The organism is Serratia sp. GW822-FHT06E05, assembly GCF_058799445.1.
The window spans coordinates 361,749-380,866 of sequence record NZ_JBXALM010000001.1; the positions used below are offsets into that span (position 1 = coordinate 361,749).

The 19,118-nt window shown below is 54.0% G+C and carries 14 protein-coding genes; 8 read left to right on the top strand and 6 right to left on the bottom strand.

Annotated elements, in window-relative coordinates; genetic code table 11:
* Positions 1 to 125: 125 nt before the first annotated feature.
* Complete coding sequence (locus AC1RKC_RS01600) at positions 126 to 1,013, bottom strand: LysR family transcriptional regulator (protein ID WP_262244179.1); 888 nt, start codon at positions 1,011 to 1,013, stop codon at positions 126 to 128.
* A 325-nt stretch (positions 1,014 to 1,338) separates the two neighbouring features.
* On the opposite strand from AC1RKC_RS01600, the gene AC1RKC_RS01605 reads away from it, so the two are divergent.
* Complete coding sequence (locus AC1RKC_RS01605) at positions 1,339 to 2,259, top strand: LysR family transcriptional regulator (protein WP_234530973.1); 921 nt, start codon at positions 1,339 to 1,341, stop codon at positions 2,257 to 2,259.
* 132 nt (positions 2,260 to 2,391) lie between these two features.
* Positions 2,392 to 3,294: an endonuclease/exonuclease/phosphatase family protein gene (locus tag AC1RKC_RS01610; RefSeq protein WP_234530972.1), complete on the top strand. Its 903-nt coding sequence runs from the start codon at positions 2,392 to 2,394 to the stop codon at positions 3,292 to 3,294.
* Between the two features lie 65 nt (positions 3,295 to 3,359).
* On the opposite strand, the gene AC1RKC_RS01615 is transcribed toward AC1RKC_RS01610, so the two are convergent.
* Positions 3,360 to 4,346: a zinc-binding dehydrogenase gene (locus AC1RKC_RS01615; protein ID WP_234530971.1), complete on the bottom strand. Its 987-nt coding sequence runs from the start codon at positions 4,344 to 4,346 to the stop codon at positions 3,360 to 3,362.
* A 132-nt stretch (positions 4,347 to 4,478) separates the two neighbouring features.
* Between AC1RKC_RS01615 and AC1RKC_RS01620 the strand changes: the two genes are divergently transcribed.
* From AC1RKC_RS01620 to AC1RKC_RS01640, 5 genes are all read left to right on the top strand, one after another.
* Positions 4,479 to 5,366, top strand: coding sequence for a LysR family transcriptional regulator (locus tag AC1RKC_RS01620; RefSeq protein WP_493092204.1), 888 nt, complete (start codon positions 4,479 to 4,481; stop codon positions 5,364 to 5,366).
* A gap of 855 nt (positions 5,367 to 6,221) precedes the next feature.
* On the top strand, positions 6,222 to 8,657 hold the full coding sequence (locus tag AC1RKC_RS01625) for a glucose/quinate/shikimate family membrane-bound PQQ-dependent dehydrogenase (protein WP_046373565.1): 2,436 nt from the start codon (positions 6,222 to 6,224) through the stop codon (positions 8,655 to 8,657).
* A gap of 264 nt (positions 8,658 to 8,921) precedes the next feature.
* Entirely contained in the window at positions 8,922 to 11,009 is a 2,088-nt protein-coding gene (locus AC1RKC_RS01630; RefSeq protein WP_234530969.1) for a bifunctional diguanylate cyclase/phosphodiesterase, read from the top strand.
* A 38-nt stretch (positions 11,010 to 11,047) separates the two neighbouring features.
* The gene (locus tag AC1RKC_RS01635) at positions 11,048 to 11,515 is read left to right on the top strand and encodes a GNAT family N-acetyltransferase (protein WP_149573288.1); all 468 of its coding nucleotides are present in this window, start codon (positions 11,048 to 11,050) and stop codon (positions 11,513 to 11,515) included.
* 146 nt (positions 11,516 to 11,661) lie between these two features.
* Positions 11,662 to 12,588, top strand: a complete 927-nt coding sequence (locus AC1RKC_RS01640) for an ABC transporter substrate-binding protein (protein ID WP_020826872.1) — start codon at positions 11,662 to 11,664, stop codon at positions 12,586 to 12,588.
* Between the two features lie 35 nt (positions 12,589 to 12,623).
* Here AC1RKC_RS01640 and AC1RKC_RS01645 read toward each other — a convergent pair whose 3' ends face one another.
* On the bottom strand, positions 12,624 to 14,414 hold the full coding sequence (locus tag AC1RKC_RS01645) for a sigma-54-dependent Fis family transcriptional regulator (protein ID WP_256813746.1): 1,791 nt from the start codon (positions 14,412 to 14,414) through the stop codon (positions 12,624 to 12,626).
* Positions 14,415 to 14,691: 277 nt separating this feature from the next.
* Between AC1RKC_RS01645 and exaC the strand changes: the two genes are divergently transcribed.
* Entirely contained in the window at positions 14,692 to 16,212 is a 1,521-nt protein-coding gene (gene exaC / locus AC1RKC_RS01650; protein ID WP_020826870.1) for an acetaldehyde dehydrogenase ExaC, read from the top strand.
* A gap of 57 nt (positions 16,213 to 16,269) precedes the next feature.
* On the opposite strand, the gene adhP is transcribed toward exaC, so the two are convergent.
* The 3 genes from adhP to AC1RKC_RS01665 form a co-directional block, all read right to left on the bottom strand.
* Entirely contained in the window at positions 16,270 to 17,283 is a 1,014-nt protein-coding gene (gene adhP / locus AC1RKC_RS01655; RefSeq protein ID WP_020826869.1) for an alcohol dehydrogenase AdhP, read from the bottom strand.
* Positions 17,284 to 17,426: 143 nt separating this feature from the next.
* Complete coding sequence (locus tag AC1RKC_RS01660) at positions 17,427 to 17,627, bottom strand: hypothetical protein (protein ID WP_020826868.1); 201 nt, start codon at positions 17,625 to 17,627, stop codon at positions 17,427 to 17,429.
* Positions 17,628 to 18,002: 375 nt separating this feature from the next.
* Positions 18,003 to 19,109, bottom strand: a complete 1,107-nt coding sequence (locus tag AC1RKC_RS01665; protein ID WP_493092203.1) for a succinylglutamate desuccinylase/aspartoacylase family protein — start codon at positions 19,107 to 19,109, stop codon at positions 18,003 to 18,005.
* Positions 19,110 to 19,118: the final 9 nt, after the last annotated feature.

Below are 19,118 nucleotides of genomic sequence, written 5' to 3' on the forward strand. Positions count from 1 at the left end.
GCCGATAACATTAGCTTGTTATCGGCTTTTTTGTTGGGCAGAAGCAGCATTACCATCGTCCGCAGGAAAAGCATCTTCAGCAATCTGTCACCGGCGCAGCACTAAGGGTGTCCGGCCAAACCCCATTAATGGCGCAGCGCATCGATCAACAAGGCAAACGCCGGGGGATGTTGCCTCCGGCTGGGATAATAGAGGTAGTAACCGGGAAATGTCGGACACCATTCATCCAGGATCTGGATAAGCTCCCCTGATTTGACTGCGTTTTGGATCATATCTTCGGGTACGCAGGCGATACCAAACCCTGACGATGCCGCGTCGATCCTCTCTGCCAACAGATTAAATGTCAGTTGCCCTTCCACTTTCACACGCAGCGGCTTACCGTCTTTCTCAAACTCCCAGTGGTATAAACCGCCGGCGGTAGGAAGCCGCATGTTGATGCAACGATGTTGCTGCAACTCGTGGGGCGTCTGCGGGATCCCGTGCTCGGCAAAGTAACTCGGCGCCCCCACAACCACCATTCGCATGTCCGGTCCGATTTTTACGGCAATCATGTCCTTATCTACGCTTTCCCCAAGGCGAATACCTGCATCGAAACGCCCTTCCACGATGTCAACGAACCCATTATCCACCACCAGTTCGATATTGATTTCCGGGTATTCCAAGAGAAAAGGTTTTAGCTTCGGCCACAGCAGGCATCGCGCTGCATGCTCCCCGGCGGAAAGTCTGATATTGCCCGAAGCGGTGCCATTTGGTTGGAGCAGGATTTCAAGTTCATGCTCAAGATCGGCAAGACGTGGCTCGAGACAGGCGATTAACTTCTCCCCAACCTCCGTTGGGGCGACGCTGCGGGTGGTTCGGGTCAGAAGACGCGTATTTAAACGTTGTTCTAATGCCTTCACCGCATGGCTCAATGCCGACTGAGAAACCCCCAGCTTAGCCGCCGCTTTGGTAAAGCTTTTCTCTCTGGCAACCACCAGGAAAATTTGCAGCTCATTGAAGTTTTCTTTCAACATGAGGTATTTCCTTAACGCATTGAGTAATGGCAGATAAAACTAATGACAACGCGCGATCTACGCAATCATTTTAGCCCGAAATGTCCAGCCAATTAGCGGCAAGATGCGTGAGTCATCGCAACCCCCAATCCCCGGTATGCGCCAATGAGCAGCATGGTCTGTTGCTGTTTTGGCGGTGTTTGCATGCATGAAAGTATTCCTCTGTGTTTCCGTTGTCATGTGCGGTAAAAAATATAACTATGCTAAATAGATTACGGAAGACGCAGCATTTGTACTAATCACCTGCATCGGACGCCTCTCCTATCAATAAACCAGGATCCCCGACATGTCAGAACCCGATCTCAATTTACTGATTGCGCTCGATGCGTTGCTTACGCTCGGCAGCGTGGCCGAAGCTGCACGCCGCCTAAACCTCAGCGCTTCGGCCATGAGCCGCACGCTTGGCCGCTTGCGGGCAGTCACCGGAGATCCTTTACTGGTAAGGGCCGGCCGCAATATGGTGCTCACTCCCTATGCCGAAGAGATTCGTGAACGTACGCAAAACACCGTATTTGAGGCGCGTTCGATACTGCGCCCCTCGGTTTCAGAACTGAGTTTATCAACGTTGGAACGCACATTTACCCTGCGCGCCAACGAGGGCTTTGTCGAAGCATTCGGCGCCGCACTGATCTCCGCCGTGGCAACGGCAGCCCCGTTGGTGAGACTCTGTTTTGCGCCCAAACCGGAAAAAAACTCCCGCCATTTGCGTGAGGGACGGGTTGATTTGGAAATCGGCGTTTTGGGGGATATGGGGCCGGAAATTCGCTTGCAGGCACTGTTCCGCGACCGATTTGTCGCGGTGGTCAGAAAGGGCCATCCGTTGGAGCAGAAAGCCGACATCACCGCGCGGGCCTATGCCGACTGTGGCCATGTGGTCGCATCACGCCGTGGGCTGGTCACCGGCCCGGTAGATCAGGGATTGGCTGAATTGGGGTTGGAGCGAAAAATAGCCGCCGTGGTGCCGAGTTTTCCCGCCGCGCTGGCGGTGGCTCAGGCGTCCGATCTGGTGGCATTGGTCCCTGCTTCTTTCCTGATCAATCAACCGCTGGGCACTGCGCTTTATATGTTTGAACTGCCGGTAAAAACCCAAAGCATCACCGTTTCACAGATGTGGCACCCGCGTTTGGAGGCCGATCCTGCCCACCGTTGGCTGCGGCAATGGGTGTTGAAGGTGGTTCAACAACGTTTTGCCACGCTAAATAACTGAAAGCACTGTGCCGGCAGATATTCTAGCCTTAATTTTCATCGCGTCGGAAGTTTGAGTCAGGTATCACGATAACCACCCCTTTTCTTCTGTATTCTTTGCTAAGGAATCTATTTTATCGGGAGATTAGGTGACATGAAAAAAACAGTTATATTCACCATGATGGCGCTGGGCAGCCTTATCGCCAACGCGCAGGCGAGCGACAAACTAGCTGGTAATGAAATACTTGCCGTTCAAAAAGGCGGCGTGCCAGACAAGGTTTTCACGCAGGATAAACCGCATTTGAAGATAGCCACCTATAACATCGGTAAAAATGAAGCCTCCTCTGCCGTCTCCGATTTCACTGCACTTAATTCGGCCATTAAAAGAATAGATGCGGATATCATCGCCATTCAGGAAGTGGACAATAAGACCCAGCGCAGTCAAAAACTCGATCAGCTTAAAAAAATCGCTGATGCCAATAAAATGCATTATGCCTTTGGCAAAGCGCTTGATTTCGATGGCGGCGAGTATGGGGTAGGACTGCTTTCCAAATATAAAATTCTACATTCGCAGGTGGTGAAATTACCCTCGGGTGATGCCGAACAGCGCGTCACATTACTGGCGCAAGTTGAGGTTCCCGGATTTGATTCAGCGCCAATCATCATGGTCACCCATCTCGACTGGCAAAAAGATCCGGCAATACGCACTGAACAAGCACGCTACCTGTTGGATTTGAGTATTGGCGATGCCGCATCTGATTTCAAAGATATGGCTTCCTCGATTAAGATCCTCGCCGGCGATTTCAACTCGACTCAAGATGAACAGCCATTGAAAGAAATACGCTATTTTTTCAATGAAGTTGCGAAAGATGGAGCCGATACTCGCAGTTGGCCAGCGGTTAATCCCGCTATTGATATAGACCATATCTTCACATTTAAGGGGCAAAAGTGGAACGTGAAGAATCTGGCTATCCCACATAATTCGCCTGAATTTACCTGGTCAACGGCAAGCGATCACCTGCCGGTTATTGCCGAGCTTGAGCTTTCAGAACAGTAAGGCCAATGAGGAAGCCAGTCACAGGCTTCCTCACTGTTTTTTACCCATCATGGTCCTTGCTGGCCTCAGACGCGAACCACCAGTTTGCCCTGAGCACGGTCATTCTCGATCATGCGGTGAGCGTTGGCGACATCGTCAAAGTCGAAGGTTTTCACCCGCAGCGACGGCATGGCCTGGTCCGCTACCTGTTGAGCAATCCACTTCAGCGGCGAATCGGCCAAAGGCAGCGCTGCGGTGCCAAGCAACCCACTGCCAAAGAAGGTCAAGCGTGTTGCATTGGGAAGATCGTTCATCAGATGCAGATTATCCAACACCGGTGCCCCGCCCAGCAGGCCTATTACCACTGCGGTACCAAAAGGTTTGAGCGCATTGAGGCTATCGCGCACCGTGGCGGCGCCAACCACCTCAAGGGCCACATCTACGCCTTCCGGCGCTACACCCCGTATTTGGTCTGCAATTTCACCGGTATCAATCACCACCGCATCTGCGCCAATGGCGGTCAGCCGGGCTGCGTTACTGGCCGAGCGGGTGGTGGCGATAACCCGCTGTCCACGCGCCTTGGCATAGGCCACGGCAGCCTGACCCACCGAAGAGGTCGCGCCGCGCACCAGCACCGTCTGCCCCGGTACGTTGTCGATTAAGCGGCCCAGAGCCCCCCATACGGTAAGATAGCTCTCCGGCAATGCGGCAAGTTCTTCCCATGAAAGGCTGATGCCGTCCAAATCGATGACGTTGCTGCGTAACACCGTGACCTCCTCGGCGTAGCTGCCGTTGCGGGTGAACTGCAATCCCCCCATGGCGGTGGCCACATGCTGCCCGGTGCGAAACAGTCCTGAAGCATCCTCAATCACTTCGCCTACGGCTTCAATCCCAGGCACAACCTGTCCGGCGATCGGGCCCATTTTACCGGCACGGCGGTAAATTTCGGCGCGGTTAAGACCAAACGCCCGTACCCGAATGCGAACTTCATCCGCCTTTGGCGCGACAGAAGGAATATCGCGCAGTTGCAAAACGTCCGGGCCGCCAACTTGTTCAATCACATAAGCTTTCATAACCGTTCTCCAGTTCAACAGTGAGTTAATCAACGAGCTATCTCGCCGATAGGTTGAACTGTATAGATTCCAATATTGATGGGGAATACACGAAAATGGTAACGTCAATCTCATAAATGAGAGGAGTGTCGTATGGACTTCAACGCAGCCAAAATGTTTGTCTCAGTCGTACAAGCAGGCAGTCTTTCGGCCGCCGCCGACAAGACCCATGTGCCGCTCCCTACCCTGAGCCGGCGCATACGTGAGCTGGAGCGCGAACTTGACGTGCAGTTGCTGGAGCGTTCGCCGCGCGGTATCAAGCTGACTGAAGCCGGCAGCCGTTTATATGAACATGCCAGCCGCGGGGTGGAAGCTCTGAACGAAGCTCAGCAGGCCGTGATGAACGATGAAACCCGGCTTAAAGGCCGCCTGCGTCTGTCGATGCCCCCCAACTTTGATCCCTGGTGGGACTTGCTGGGGGCTTTCCAGCAACGGTTTCCCGAAATCAGCGTTAGCGTATTTTCAACGGAACGGCGGATCGATCTGGTACAGGATGGCATTGACGTTTCGCTCCGCGTCGGCACCATCGTGCATGAGTCTATGGTGGCACGACAAATGCTGAAGTATCGGCATCTACTGGTTGCTGCGCCGTCATTACTGGCGCAGTTTGGCCAACCTGCCAGCGTGGAGGATTTGCATCGCTACCCTTGCGCGAGCTGGGCGGCGGACTCCAGCGCCCGTGGCCTCTGGCGGCTGGGCCATCAGGTGTTTGAGCCGAAGGCGGTACTGGTGGCGAACGATTACGCACTTTTACGCAGCAGAGCCGTCGCGGGTCAGGCGGTCACTGAGTTACCGCCCTTTATGGCGAACAAGGAGATCGCCGCCGGCCGTTTGTGCGCAGTCTTACCTTCTCACCCGTTGCCAGAACAAACGCTTAGCTTGCTCTATCCATCACAACGGCATCCCTCGCGACTGGTGCGGGCGTATCTCGATTTCTGTCAGGAACAGCTGACAACCTACCTGAGCGCGAATGTTGAATAAGCCAGATAGCGGCGAGGTTGGACGATAAAATTCACAGGTGATTGATAGCGGGAAATTTAGCAGAGGACGGCGTTTTTTGGGATTTTCCGCTTTAAGATTAATAATGCTTTAATAGTGCCCACTATGCAGTACAGTAAAACGATGACGCCCAATCAATCGAAGCACTGCATAGTGGAATACTAATGTTAACGTAATGAGTTAATTTCTATAACCTTATGTAACTAAAGAAACTGAAAAGTAACCTGATAATCCTTTCTCGTTGCCAGAGCAAAAATATAAAAGCGACTGGGGTATATTCTCTCTGTATAACACTCGTCCTTTTTACTTCCAGCAAACGCCTCAGGGTTTATAAATTAGTCAATAACCGCATCATTAACGCACAGCTTTAATCCAGAAAACGCGAGCGTATGCCCCATCCCATTCAACAATGATGCAGGGGCTATTAAAGGCTTTCGCCATTGCTTCTGTGTAAGGCGGTGCCTCATCCTGTCTTCACGCAATAAATAATAACTGCGGCAGTTCAGCAGATACGGCTGGCGTATGTGGCTGCTACCTTCCTTTAAATAACCAGGCATCACAAATTTTGCGCGGGGGTACCTTGCGGGCTTGGGGAGTTGCTGGACGCCTAAGCCGCGTTCTCTCCAGGATGGAGCACGCTGCCCTGCAGTTGTTGCAATTCGGGCTAAGAATTTAGTTAGCAGGCAACATATCCTTAACTTTATAATGAATCAAATGGTACAATATCGACATTCCATCGTTTGATTTACGCTCTGCTTTCACCCCACCAGGGAACGGTACGGACGCGATCATTCGAGGTAAACATGAAGAAAAACATTATCTTGGAGTCTTTCAGACATGCCTGAATCAAATGCCCGTCCGGGTATAAAACTTAAACTATGGTGTTGTTTATTAGGGATAATCCTTACCGCTGTCGGCCTATTCTTCGCCATCGCTGGCGGTAAGCTGGTTTCGCTGGGGGGCAGCAGCTACTTCCTGATTGCCGGTATCGTAACTCTGCTTTCCGCCGTGCAATTCTTCCGTCGCAAATCTTCGGCCGTGCCGCTATTCCTGCTGGTGTTTGTCGGCACGCTGGTTTGGTCGGTGGTTGATGCCGGTTTCGATTTCTGGCCATTGGTTTCGCGGCTGATGGTCCCTGCCGGTTTGATGCTGTTGGCCTTCCTGAGCTGGCCGGCCCTGCGTAAGCCAGAAGGCAAAACGCCGTTGGCAAAATTGTCTTACCTGCTAAGTGCGGTATTGGCCGTTGGCATGGTCGGCACCTTTGTGCAGATGTTCCAGCCACACCCTACCGTGGCTTTCAGCGGTGAGCCGTTGCCGCTGATCCCAGTGGACAAAAGCAAACAACAAAAAGATTGGGATAACTACGGCAATACCCCGGGTGGCAGCCGCTTCGTGGCGCTGGACCAAATCACCCGCGACAACGTGAAAGACCTGAAGGTCGCCTGGACCTTCCACACCGGCGATACTCCGTTGAGTCCGGATGGCAACGGCGCTGAAGATCAGCAAACGCCGTTGCAAATCGGCAACCGTATCTTCCTGTGTACGCCGCATAACAACGTGATTGCCGTCGATGCCGACAGCGGTAAAGAGATCTGGAAACGTGAAATCAACGCGAAATCCCAGGTCTGGAACCGTTGTCGCGGCCTGGCCTACTTTGATGTTGCCAAGCCCCTGCAACAACCGACCGTACCCGGCTCTACGCCCGCTACACCGGTCACCCTGGCTGCGGGCGACAGTTGCCAGCGCCGTATTCTGATGAATACCATCGATGCGCGCCTGGTGGCAATCAACGCCGATAACGGTGAATTCTGTCAGAACTTTGGCAACCAGGGCGTGGTTGATCTGAAAGTCGGTCTGGGCGATGCGGCCGATCCGAAATATCAGCTGACTTCCGCACCCACCCTGGCGGGTACCACCGTTGTCGTCGGCGGCCGCGTAGCCGATAACGTACAAACGGATATGCCTGGCGGCGTGCTGCGCGGTTTCGACGTGATCACCGGCGCGATGCGCTGGGCGTTCGACCCGGGTAATCAGGATCCAAACTCGGCCTTAAAACCCGGCCAGACCTTTGTACGCAGCACCCCAAATTCCTGGGCACCGATGTCCTATGACCCGGCGATGAACACCGTGTTCCTGCCAATGGGCAGCTCCTCGGTGGATCTGTGGGGCGCTAACCGTAACGCGTTGGATCACAAATACGGCGCTTCCATCCTGGCGTTGGACGCCACCACCGGTAAAGAGAAATGGGTTTATCAGACCGTTCATAACGACCTGTGGGATTTCGACCTGCCGATGCAGCCTAGCCTGATCGACTTCCCAATGAAGGACGGTACCACCAAACCGGCCCTGGTCATTGGTGCCAAAACCGGTCAGATCTTCGTGTTGGATCGCCATACCGGGAAGCCTTTGACCGAAGTGAAAGAGCTGCCGGTGAAAACCCGCACCATCCCCGGTGAGCAATACTCCGCCACTCAACCTTTCTCTGTCGGCATGCCACAAATTGGCGCTGAAAAACTGACTGAGTCCGACATGTGGGGCGCTACGCCGTTTGATCAGCTGATGTGTCGCATCAGCTTTAAATCCATGCGCTATGACGGCCTGTTTACCGCACCGGACACCGATATTTCACTCAGTTTCCCAGGCTCTCTGGGCGGCATGAACTGGGGTGGCCTGTCGACCGATCCGAACAACCATTACATCTTCGCCAACGACATGCGTTTGGGCCTGTGGGTACAAATGATCCCGCAAAAAACCGATGCCAATACCCCGGCCAGCAATGGCGGTGAATCGGTCAATGCCGGTATGGGTGCGGTACCGTTAAAAGGCACGCCTTACGGCGTGAACAAAAATCGTTTCATGTCACCTCTGGGCATTCCTTGCCAGAAACCACCGTTTGGTACCCTGTCGGCGATCGATCTGAAAACGCAGAAAGTGGTGTGGCAAGTGCCGGCCGGTACGGTTCAGGATACCGGGCCTTTCGGTATCAAAATGCGTGCACCAATGCCGGTGGGCATGCCGACGCTCGGCGGCACGCTGGCGACTCAGGGCGGCCTGGTATTCATTGCCGGTACTCAGGATTACTACCTACGGGCCTTTGACTCCTCCACCGGTAAAGAAGTGTGGAAAGCGCGCCTGCCTGTCGGCAGCGGCGGCACGCCAATGAGTTATGTTTCACCGACAACCGGCAAACAGTACATCGTGATTTCCGCCGGTGGCGCTCGTCAGTCGCCGGACCGTGGCGATTACGTCATTGCCTATGCACTTGATAAATAAATCTAACCACAGGTTATGATCGCAGCCCCCGCCTCACCGCGGGGGCTTTTTTATATTCCCAGGCAACGGTCTAATAGCCGAGACTTCATTAAGCTGGCCCATTAAAAGGCGGAAATACGAGAGTATTCCTAATGTGTTAACCGACTTTATATCTCATTCTCTCTGGCGGCTTTTTATTGCGCAGAAACGGCTATTGAATATTTCCACCCGCAGGCTTTTTATTAGCTAGCATAAAAGACAGGTGGTTTTCAGAGGAAATGACGAATGAGTGTTCTACCCGAGCGCAGTGATGAAAAACCGCCTGTGGATATGGCTAATGAAATTTTTAATGGTTTACCTAATCTCATTGGCATGGGTAATAGTCTCGGGGGACATTTCAATAAGCTTTGGTGTGAATATACCGGCCTCTCCTCATTTGATAATCCAGGCGCTTGCTGGTTGAAAGCCCTGCACCCTGCCGAATATCCTCTTATCGAATCGCTATGGCAGCAGGCGATTGCCACGGCGACCTCTTTCGTTAATGAAGTTCGCCTGCGACAGTACAACGGCGAGTACCGCTGGTTTTTACTGTCTTTCGGCGCGAAGAAAAAGCCTGATAGCGAGGAAACAGATTGGTATCTGAGCGGCACCGATATCCATGATTCCGTATTGGAAAAACAGCGAATTACCACCACGCTGGCCGCGCAGAAAAACATGCTTGATGCCAGCGTCGACTGCATCAAGGTCATCAATAATGACGGCACGCTGCTGCACATCAACAGAGCCGGCAGCGTCGCGCTGGGCATCGATGAGCACCAACCGCAATTTGGCATGCCCTGGCTGAATCTGCTGCAACCCGAAGTGCGCTCGCGCGGCAAAAAAGCGCTGCGTAAAGTGCTAACCGGTAAAAACGCCCGCTTCGCCGGCCTTAGCGCCACGCCTGACGGCAAGCTGCAGCACTGGGACAATATTCTCAGTCCGGTCTTCGATAACGAGGATCGAATAGAAAATATATTGTGCGTCTCGCGCGACGTTAGCTCTCAGCGAATAGCTGAAAAACGTTTGCTGATCGCCAGTCAGTATGACGAATTGACCGGTTTGCCCAACAGACGCTTATTCAAGAAAAGATTAAAGCAGGAAATGAAGCGAGCCCTGAGCAGCAATAAATCGCTCGGGTTGATTTTGCTGGACCTGGACCATTTTAAGCTGGTTAACGACACCCTAGGGCACGCTGCCGGCGATCATCTGCTGCGCGTGTTGTCCCGTCGGCTGACGGCTTATTTAAATCCGAACTCGTTCGTTTCCCGCCTGGGCGGCGACGAGTTTGCGATTGTGATCGGCGACGTCGAAAACGAGCAGGATATTTACAAAATCGCCAATACCTTTCTGTTGCAGCTGGAGTCACCCATTACCCATGGCGGCAAGGCGTTGCATTGCGGCATGAGTATCGGCTGCGCCCTCTATCCTCAGGATGCCCGCGACGCCTCGGAATTGATGAAATGCGCCGATACCGCGTTGTACGAACTCAAGGACGGCGGCCGGGGCGGCGTGTACATGTTTAATCCACAGATGATGGATAAGGCCAAAGAGCGTGCCGCGCAGCTTAATCACGCACGGCAGATAGTTCGCGATAATCAAATCCGCCCCAGTTACCAACCCAAGGTCAGCCTGGCAACCGGTGCCATTGTGGGCTTTGAGGCGCTGCTGCGCTGGTATTGTCCGCATCATGGTATGAAGATGCCAGATACCGTCGTCGAAGCATTCAACGATTACGAATTGGCAACCAAGATCAGCGAAACCATGCAGATGAAGGTTTTTGCCGATATCGCCACTTGGATCGCGTCTGGCGTGGAGGTGTTGCCGGTGTCTTTGAACGCCGCACCTATCGAATTTTTACGTGATAACTACGCCGAAACTTTCCTGCGGCGTCTGCAAATGTTTCGCATCCCCCACCATCTTATCGAGCTGGAGGTCACTGAACATGCCTTCAACAAACACGGGTCGAAGTATGTGCTGCGAGCCTTGCAAATGCTTAAGGAAATGGGGATCAGGATCGCGCTTGATGACTTTGGCACCGGCCACTCCTCCTTTACGCACCTGATGGACTACCCTCTGGACTGCATCAAGTTGGATCGGGATTTCATCCGCCGCATGAATAACGAACCGGCGATTTTGGGCATCGTGGAAAGTATGGGAATTTTGGGGCAGAAATTATCCATTGATATTATTGCGGAAGGCATTGAAACCGAGCAGCAGCGGCAAACGCTGCGTGATTCCGGCTATCACCTGGGGCAAGGGTTTCTGTTCAGCCAGGCCGTTGAAGCGACCCAAGTCATCAATATGCTACGAGAAAACGTCCCTTCAAACACCTGAACCGGTACAATACTTTCCGGGACTTCTTAAGGAAAGGCATGATGATTCGACAGTTCATCAAAGGCGATGAAATTGCGCTGTTTCGCGTTTTTTTCTCTGCGGTGCATGAGGTCGCATCACGCGACTACACCACTGAGCAAGTCAATGCCTGGGCTCCCGCCGATACTGATCCCCAGCTTTGGGCGGCTCGCATGAGAGATTTGCATCCCTTTGTCGTTGAGATTGATAAACAGATTGTCGGCTATGCCGATCTCCAGCCTGACGGCTATATCGACCATTTCTATGTATCCGGCGCCTGTCCCCGACAAGGCATTGGGACCTTATTGATGAATCGAATCCATAAAGAGGCCAGACTGTTAGGGCTTAAAGAGCTGACCTCAGACGTCAGTAAAACCGCAGAACCCTTCTTTATGCGCCAGGGATTTCAGGTCGTTGAGCGGAAAAGTCCGGTCCTGCGCGGCATCGTGCTGCAAAATGCTTTCATGCGTAAAAATCTCGACGTTTAAGCCCCTCACGCTCACCGAGCGCTCCCCCTTCTTTGCAACCTAACCGTTTGTAAAATTAGTTAGCCAATTTTGTTCGTTCACAGATTTAGCGGCTTGAAGGATAGTGAGTTGACCGCCTCAACAACATAATAATGCAGGTAATAATAATGATATATAGCGCAAAACTCACCGCAGCGGCGGCTCTCCTGAGCCTTTCCGCCCTGGCCCATGCCGCACCGGGGCTGGACCTGATCGCCAACGAAACCCCTATTCATACCCAGAAGGATCCCGAGGCTGCGGCCAAAATCCCCGCCGGGTTCAAATTTGTTGAACCGGGGACGCTGACCGTAGCCGTCGCGATCTTGGGCAGCGGCCCACCGTTCGGTCTGTACGCGCGCGACAATAAAACGGTGATTGGCAGCGAGTCGGATATTGCCAGGCTGGTTGCCGACGGCCTGGGGTTGAAACTGAAACTGGTTCCGACCTCATGGGAAGACTGGCCGTTAGGCGTCACCTCGGGTAAATACGACGCCGCGGTTTACAACATTACCGTCACTCAGGAACGTAAAACCAAGTTCGACTTCGCCACCTATCGCCAGGATACGTTGGGCTTCTACGTGAAATCCGACAGTAAGATCACCTCGATCAAATCGGCGCCGGACATTGCCGGCAAAAAGATCATCGTAGACTCCGGCACCAATCAGGAAGCTGTGCTGCTGGCCTGGGATAAAGAGAACCAGGCCAAAGGGTTACCGGCCCTTCAGCCGATTTATGTCACTGACAAGGCGGCGTCGACGCTGGCCATCCAGTCCGGCCGTGCGGATGCGACCTTCGGGCCGAACGTGTCCGGCGCTTATCAGGCAAAATTGACCGGTAAAACCCGGTTGGTCGGCATCGTGCCGGGCGGTTGGCCGCGCAGCGCCAACATTGCCGTTACGCTGAAGAAAGGCAATGGTTTGGTGGAAGCGGTGCAGGCGTCGCTCAATAGCGCTATTGCCAACGGCAGTTATCTGAAAGTGTTGGATCGCTGGGCGGAAAGCGACGAGAAAATCGAACGATCCGAAATCAACCCACAGGGATTGGGCGATAAATAATAACCACGCGGGGCCCTGAATGGGCCCCCGCTTTGTCAGCTCTCGGCGCGATGTTTCTCCATCTTGCGGTAAAGCGTACTGCGCGAGATCCCTAATCGTTTTGCCGCCAGGCTGATATTGCCCTTGGCGTTTCGAATAGCCGTCAACATGTCTACCGATAAGCTCTGCGGCGCTACGGGGCGAGCAAGCAGATAAAACTGCTCCGGCAGATCCTCAAGCCTGATCAGGTTACCGTCATCGGCCAAAGCCAACAGCACTTTCAAGGTGCTCAACAACTGCCGCACATTACCGGGCCAGGAATAACCCGCCAAGGCGGTGATAGCGTCCGGTGCCAGTCTGATGCCCCGCGTATCACCCCCCAATTCGCTCCAGAGATTGAGGATAAAACGATCAACGTGCGCGCGCTGCCGCAGCGGCAAGATGCGCAGGCTGAATTCCTGAATGCGATACAGCAAATCTTCGCGGAATGCCCCTGCCGCAACCCGCTGTTCCAGATCCTGATGGGTGGCACAGATAAGCGAGAAATCGACCGCATAGCTGACGCGGCTGCCGAGCGGCGTGACCGTCTTTTCCTGCAGCACCCGCAATAACCGGGTCTGCAAACTCAATGGCATATCGCCAATCTCATCAAGGAACAGCACCCCGCCGTCGGCCTCTCTGATCTTGCCGACGTACCCTTTGGTGCTGGCGCCGGTAAACGCCCCTGGCGCATAGCCAAAAAGTTCGGACTCGATCAGACTTTCCGGCAGGGCTGCACAGTTGATAGCCACAAAATTGCCCTGTCGCCGGTGGCTTTCCTCGAACAAACGCTGGCTGAAATACTCTTTACCGCAGCCGGTTTCCCCGCTAATGCATAGCGCCAACCCGGCATTAAGAATACGCAGGGCTTTCTGTCTGTCTGCTCCGTCACGATCATAAGGCTGCAACTGCTGCCTGACGCACTGCGATGGGCGTTCCGGCATCTGCAACAGTGAATAATAGTGACGATTATTCACCGCCAGAGTCTGTCGCGGCGCATTCATTGTCTGGAGGGACATTTCCGGAAACAGCGTGGCAAAGTCCATCGACCCAAAGGCCGCCGCGCTGAGATTGAATTCTTGCATCGCTAATCGGTTGGCCGCGGTGAGGATCTCATCGCGAAACACCAATATCATCTCATGGGCGCTGCCGAGAACCCGCGCATCGCTGTGCAGGCGCAGTGTCCAATGTCGGTCGGTGACACAGCTTTTCACCCATTGATGTTCAATGTGCCGGACAGCCTGCAGAATCAACGAACCTGCTTCGCTGTAAGGATGTTGGGCAGGCGTCGAGATATCCAATACGCCGGCGATCAGGCCGTCGGGGCGATAAATCGGCGCTGCGGAGCAGTAAAGCCCGGCATTCTGATTGAGAAAGTGCTCGTCGCCATTGACTTCGCACAGCGCCCCCATTGCCAAAGCGGTACCGATGGCATTGGTGCCACGCTCCTGCTCGCCCCACAGATTGCCCGGAGCCAGAGAAACCCGCGATGCCTTACGTAAAAAGTGCGTGTTGCCACAGGTTTCCAGCACCAGGCCACCGGCGTCGGACACCACCACAATGGAGGGTTGTCGGTTGATCTCACCACCCAAGCGCTCGATCAGCGGCCGCGCGAGCTGCGCAACCCAACCGTTTTGCCCCCGCACTTCTTTCAACAGGGTCGGCCGGATAAAAGGAACATGGTCGTCGCTTCGATTGAGGCCATAGTGCCGGCTGCGTAACCAGGATTCGGAAAGTGGGCCGGAGAGTGACAGGCGATCGTCGTCAGAGATACACCCGGTCTGGGTGGTCTGGTCTTTATGCAGCATACCCAACTCCCGCCAATTAAAGTGTTGCATTTTTGTATCATAAATGTGTCCCATGCGTTGCGACATGGAACACAAAAAACAATAGAAATGAATAGTAAGCCAGGGGCTTTATTGGCATTGGTAGCTATTATTCTTTTTTAATTAGTTGATATTTTTATATTATTTATTTATGTGGCACAGCTTTCCATCAATGTGGCATGGGCAATGCTTAAGTGTCTGTAGAGTGCCGGCAATCAGGCACCACCCTTACAGTCTCCGTTCCCATGAGAGGTGTTACATGAAATACGTTCATCCCGGTTTGCCTGGTTCGTTGGTCTCTTTCAAACAGCGCTACGGCAACTACATTGGCGGTAAATTTGTCGAACCCGTTTCAGGCAACTACTTCACCGACACCTCCCCGATGACAGGTCAGACTGTCGCCGAATTCCCGCGCTCCGACGCGAAAGATATCGAACAAGCGCTGGATGCGGCGCATGCCGCAGCCGAAACCTGGGGGAAAGCCAGCGTTCAGGAAAGGTCTAATGTGCTGCTGGCGATCGCCGATCGTATGGAGTCAAAGCTCGAATTGCTGGCACTGACCGAAAGCTGGGACAACGGCAAACCGATCCGCGAAACGCTGAACGCGGACATTCCGCTGGCGATCGACCACTTCCGCTATTTCGCCGGCTGTTTGCGTGCACAGGAAGGCACCGCCGCTGAGATCGATCAAAACACCGTGGCCTACCATATCTATGAGCCACTGGGCGTGGTTGGGCAGATTATTCCCTGGAACTTCCCGCTGTTGATGGCCGCATGGAAACTAGCCCCGGCGCTGGCCGCCGGCAACTGCGTGGTGCTTAAACCGGCGGAGCAAACCCCGCTCAGCATCTGCGTGCTGCTGGAAATGATTGGTGACTTGCTGCCGCCGGGCGTGCTCAATGTGGTTCACGGTTTCGGTAAAGAAGCCGGTGAGGCATTGGCAACCAGCAAGCGTATCGACAAAATCGCCTTTACCGGTTCAACCCCGGTAGGCCGCCATATTCTGGCCTGCGCGGCGGAAAATATCATTCCCAGCACCGTGGAGCTGGGCGGTAAATCGCCTAACATCTTCTTTGAAGACATCATGCAGGCGGAACCCGAATTCATCGACAAGGCGGTTGAGGGGCTGATTCTTGGCTTCTTCAACCAGGGTGAAGTCTGTACCTGCCCTTCGCGCGCCCTGATTCAGGAATCGATTTACCCGCAATTTATGGAAAAAGTGCTGGCGCGCATCACCACCATTCGCCAGGGTGACCCCTTTGACACCGACACCATGATCGGTGCTCAGGCGTCTCAGCAGCAGTTCGACAAGATCCTGTCTTACATCGAGATCGCTAAAAACGAAGGCGGCAAAATCATTGCCGGCGGCGAGCGCGCCAGCCATGAGCAAACTCTGCAAAGCGGTTTTTATCTGCAGCCCACCTTAATCACCGGCAATAACAGCATGCGTTTCTTCCGTGAAGAGATCTTCGGACCGGTGATCGGCGTGACCACCTTCAAAGATGAAGCCGAAGCACTGGCATTGGCCAACGACAGTGAGTTCGGGCTGGGTGCCGGTTTGTGGACTCGCGACGTAAATCGCGCCTATCGCATGGGGCGCGCCATCAAGGCCGGACGCGTGTGGACCAACTGTTATCACCTGTATCCGGCGCATGCTGCCTTTGGCGGCTACAAAAACTCCGGCGTCGGCCGCGAGACCCACAAGGTAGCGCTGTCGCATTACCAGCAGGTCAAAAACCTGTTGGTCAGTTACGACAGTAAACCGCTCGGGCTGTTTTGATTTTTAGCGTTACTGCAAACTAAGGCCACCTCGGTGGCCTTAGTTATTTGCGCGGGATTATGATGCGGAGAGATCGATAACCATGCGGCCACGGATAGTGCCCGACTTCATCTCTTCGAAGATCGCGTTGATGTCGCCCAACGGACGCTTGGTCACTTTCGGCGTCACTTTGCCTTCGGCGGCAAACTGGAAAGCTTCTTTAAGGTCTTCACGGGTTCCCACCAACGAGCCCACAACCTGAATACCGTCCAATACCAAGCGTGGAATGCTCAGATCCATACTCTCTGGCGGTAGCCCCACGGCGACCACTTTGCCCCCTGCGCGAACCGCATTGACCGCAGAATTAAAGGCTGAACGCGCCACCGCGGTGACTACGGCAGCATGCGCGCCCCCGACTTTTTGCTGAATGATTTCTTCGGCGTTTTCAGTTTTGGAGTTGATGACCAGATCGGCGCCGATTTCTTTGGCGAAATCCAACTGCCCCTGGTTGACGTCAATGGCGATCACTTTGGCGTTGAACACGTTCTTGGCATACTGCAATGCCAGGTTGCCCAAGCCGCCCAGGCCGTAAATCGCGATCCACTGCCCCGGTTTGATGTCGGAAATTTTCACCGCCTTATAGGTAGTGACACCGGCACAGGTAATGCTGCTGGCTGCAAAGGAGTCCAGGCCATCCGGCACCTTGACCGCATAGTCCGCCACTACGATGCACTCTTCCGCCATGCCGCCGTCGACGCTGTAACCGGCATTTTTCACCGAGCGGCACAGCGTTTCGTTACCATTAACGCAATATTCGCAATGACCACATCCCTGATAGAACCAGGCGACGCTGGTGCGATCCCCGACTTTCAACGAGGTGACACCTTCACCTACGGCGGTGACTACCCCAATCCCTTCGTGCCCCAGGGTGATGCCGGGCACTTCGCCAAAATCGCCATTTTTGACGTGAAGATCGGTATGGCAAACGCCGCAACACTCCATTTTCAGCGCGGCCTCACCGTGTTTCAGTGGACGAAGCTGTTTATCCTGAATATCGACACTGTGGTCTTTAGTCACTACGGCTGCTTTCATAGGATATCTCTCCTCAGGTGAGTTGAAGTACAGTTGTTAATGTAGTTACTCATAACCCTGAGGGCAAGAAATGTGGGGTTTTGTTTAAAAACAAATATTTAATATCAACCAGCACGATTGCGGTTGTGAAACGAAAATAATGATTAACGCTTGGTTTTAGTGATTTTTGTCGCTTTGGCAGGGTTACCGGCAACGAACTCCAGCGTTGGCGAATAGTAAAAAGGCAACCAGGCATGGTAACTGCTTTCCCACTCCCATTTTACCGGGCAGGGCCACAGAATATCTTCATGCAGAATGTAGTAGACCCATCGGCCATGCGGGCGGCGTGGTTTGGTGGTGCGCATAGCGTCTGACTTCTTCGGGGCGGATCGGTTATCGCTGATATTCAATGGCCCGCAGTCGCAGAGCCACGTTGCAGGCCTTAGGGGCAACATCCTTCGTGATGGGATAAAAATGGCCGATCTTCATGTTAAATTCTCTTTGTCATCAGGGATACAGAGTTACCTGGCACAAATTTAACATGGACCGCGGTCCGCAAGCCATCTTTCCCGCCAGCATGCTCACTGCCTGAGACCGGCGGCTGCGGACTTGCTCGTGCTCTGCCTCAGCCGGCTTGCTTTAACGCCTCTTGCCGCAGAATCGATTGAATATAGGCATTATTGTTTTTTAACGTCACAAAGTCGCCGCTGGCGACGATACCAATTCACGAATAAATCGACTCAGGACGCCAATTCACCACCGCCCGCGTAGGCAGTCTTACCGGCAATCTTCATCACTTCGGCTCCCAGGGTGACAAAAGGCGCTTGCCGACAGGCATAAATCAGCCCGCCGGCCTTGGCGCGCACCGCTTTTACCGTATCGGTGATCGGGTCGATAATTTCGGCCACCGCCTCGTCGGCCTCCACCCATTCCCCCGGCTGGCGCAACAACAGCAGAATACCGCTGGCGGATGCGGTAATGATCTCCCCGGCGGCGAACGGCAGCATCGCTACTTCGCGTTGCGGTATCGCCGGAGAGGGTCCGGCCACGGCGCCTCGGTGCTGTAAATAGCGGTACAAGCGTTCTGCGTCACCGCTGGCCAATTCATGACTGATATCTCGTTGTCCGCGTAACTCCAGCGTAACCGCCATGCAGCCCGGTTTGAGCTGGCTTAGGTCAGGATGCTGTTGCGACAGCCGAAGCCAGGGCAAACCGCAGGCTTCATCAAATGAACCACCACCGCTGTCTTGCGAAAGCAGTACCGCCTCTATGTTCATAAAGCGCGCCAGAATTTCGGCCTGCCGTTCCCAGGCCGGATCGGCGTACATATGCAAGATCGCCCGATCGTCACAGTGCAGATCCAGCACCACGTCGGCATCACAGGCCAGTAGCAGCAATTGCCGCCGCAGCGCCATGACTTCACTGCCCTCGGTCATGGCTTGCAAAACGGTACGCATGGCGGCCCGGACTTGCGGCTGAAGAGGTTCCGAGGCGGTAAAATCGTAGTTTTGCAGCAGACGCGCCAGGTCGGGAAAATCGCGGTTGAAGTTGCGACCGCTAACCAGGTCGAAGCGCCCTACGCCGCCGTTGAGCAACACCTGCGCCAGCCCTGGAGGATTGGCCAGCGGCACCAGAATTATTTCGCTTTGCAGCTCACCACGCCGTTCCGCCTGGCTGAGTAATCTTTTAAGATAATGCAGCACCAGCATTCCGGGCAGTTCGTCGGCATGCAGACCGGCCTGCAGGTAAATTTTTTCGCCTTTGCCCGGCTGGCCGAAATGAAAACTGGTGAATTGACGCTGCCCCCCCAGGGCATGTTCAGGTAACTTATGATGTTTACTTTTCATTGGACGCCC

Bases quoted from the DNA above. Each gene is read 5' to 3' on its own strand.
- AC1RKC_RS01600 (WP_262244179.1), bottom strand. From the start codon at position 1,013: ATGTTGAAAGAAAACTTCAATGAGCTGCAAATTTTCCTGGTGGTTGCC.
- AC1RKC_RS01605 (WP_234530973.1), top strand. From the start codon at position 1,339: ATGTCAGAACCCGATCTCAATTTACTGATTGCGCTCGATGCGTTGCTT.
- AC1RKC_RS01610 (WP_234530972.1), top strand. From the start codon at position 2,392: ATGAAAAAAACAGTTATATTCACCATGATGGCGCTGGGCAGCCTTATC.
- AC1RKC_RS01615 (WP_234530971.1), bottom strand. From the start codon at position 4,346: ATGAAAGCTTATGTGATTGAACAAGTTGGCGGCCCGGACGTTTTGCAA.
- AC1RKC_RS01620 (WP_493092204.1), top strand. From the start codon at position 4,479: ATGGACTTCAACGCAGCCAAAATGTTTGTCTCAGTCGTACAAGCAGGC.
- AC1RKC_RS01625 (WP_046373565.1), top strand. From the start codon at position 6,222: ATGCCTGAATCAAATGCCCGTCCGGGTATAAAACTTAAACTATGGTGT.
- AC1RKC_RS01630 (WP_234530969.1), top strand. From the start codon at position 8,922: ATGAGTGTTCTACCCGAGCGCAGTGATGAAAAACCGCCTGTGGATATG.
- AC1RKC_RS01635 (WP_149573288.1), top strand. From the start codon at position 11,048: ATGATGATTCGACAGTTCATCAAAGGCGATGAAATTGCGCTGTTTCGC.
- AC1RKC_RS01640 (WP_020826872.1), top strand. From the start codon at position 11,662: ATGATATATAGCGCAAAACTCACCGCAGCGGCGGCTCTCCTGAGCCTT.
- AC1RKC_RS01645 (WP_256813746.1), bottom strand. From the start codon at position 14,414: ATGCTGCATAAAGACCAGACCACCCAGACCGGGTGTATCTCTGACGAC.
- exaC (WP_020826870.1), top strand. From the start codon at position 14,692: ATGAAATACGTTCATCCCGGTTTGCCTGGTTCGTTGGTCTCTTTCAAA.
- adhP (WP_020826869.1), bottom strand. From the start codon at position 17,283: ATGAAAGCAGCCGTAGTGACTAAAGACCACAGTGTCGATATTCAGGAT.
- AC1RKC_RS01660 (WP_020826868.1), bottom strand. From the start codon at position 17,627: ATGCGCACCACCAAACCACGCCGCCCGCATGGCCGATGGGTCTACTAC.
- AC1RKC_RS01665 (WP_493092203.1), bottom strand. From the start codon at position 19,109: ATGAAAAGTAAACATCATAAGTTACCTGAACATGCCCTGGGGGGGCAG.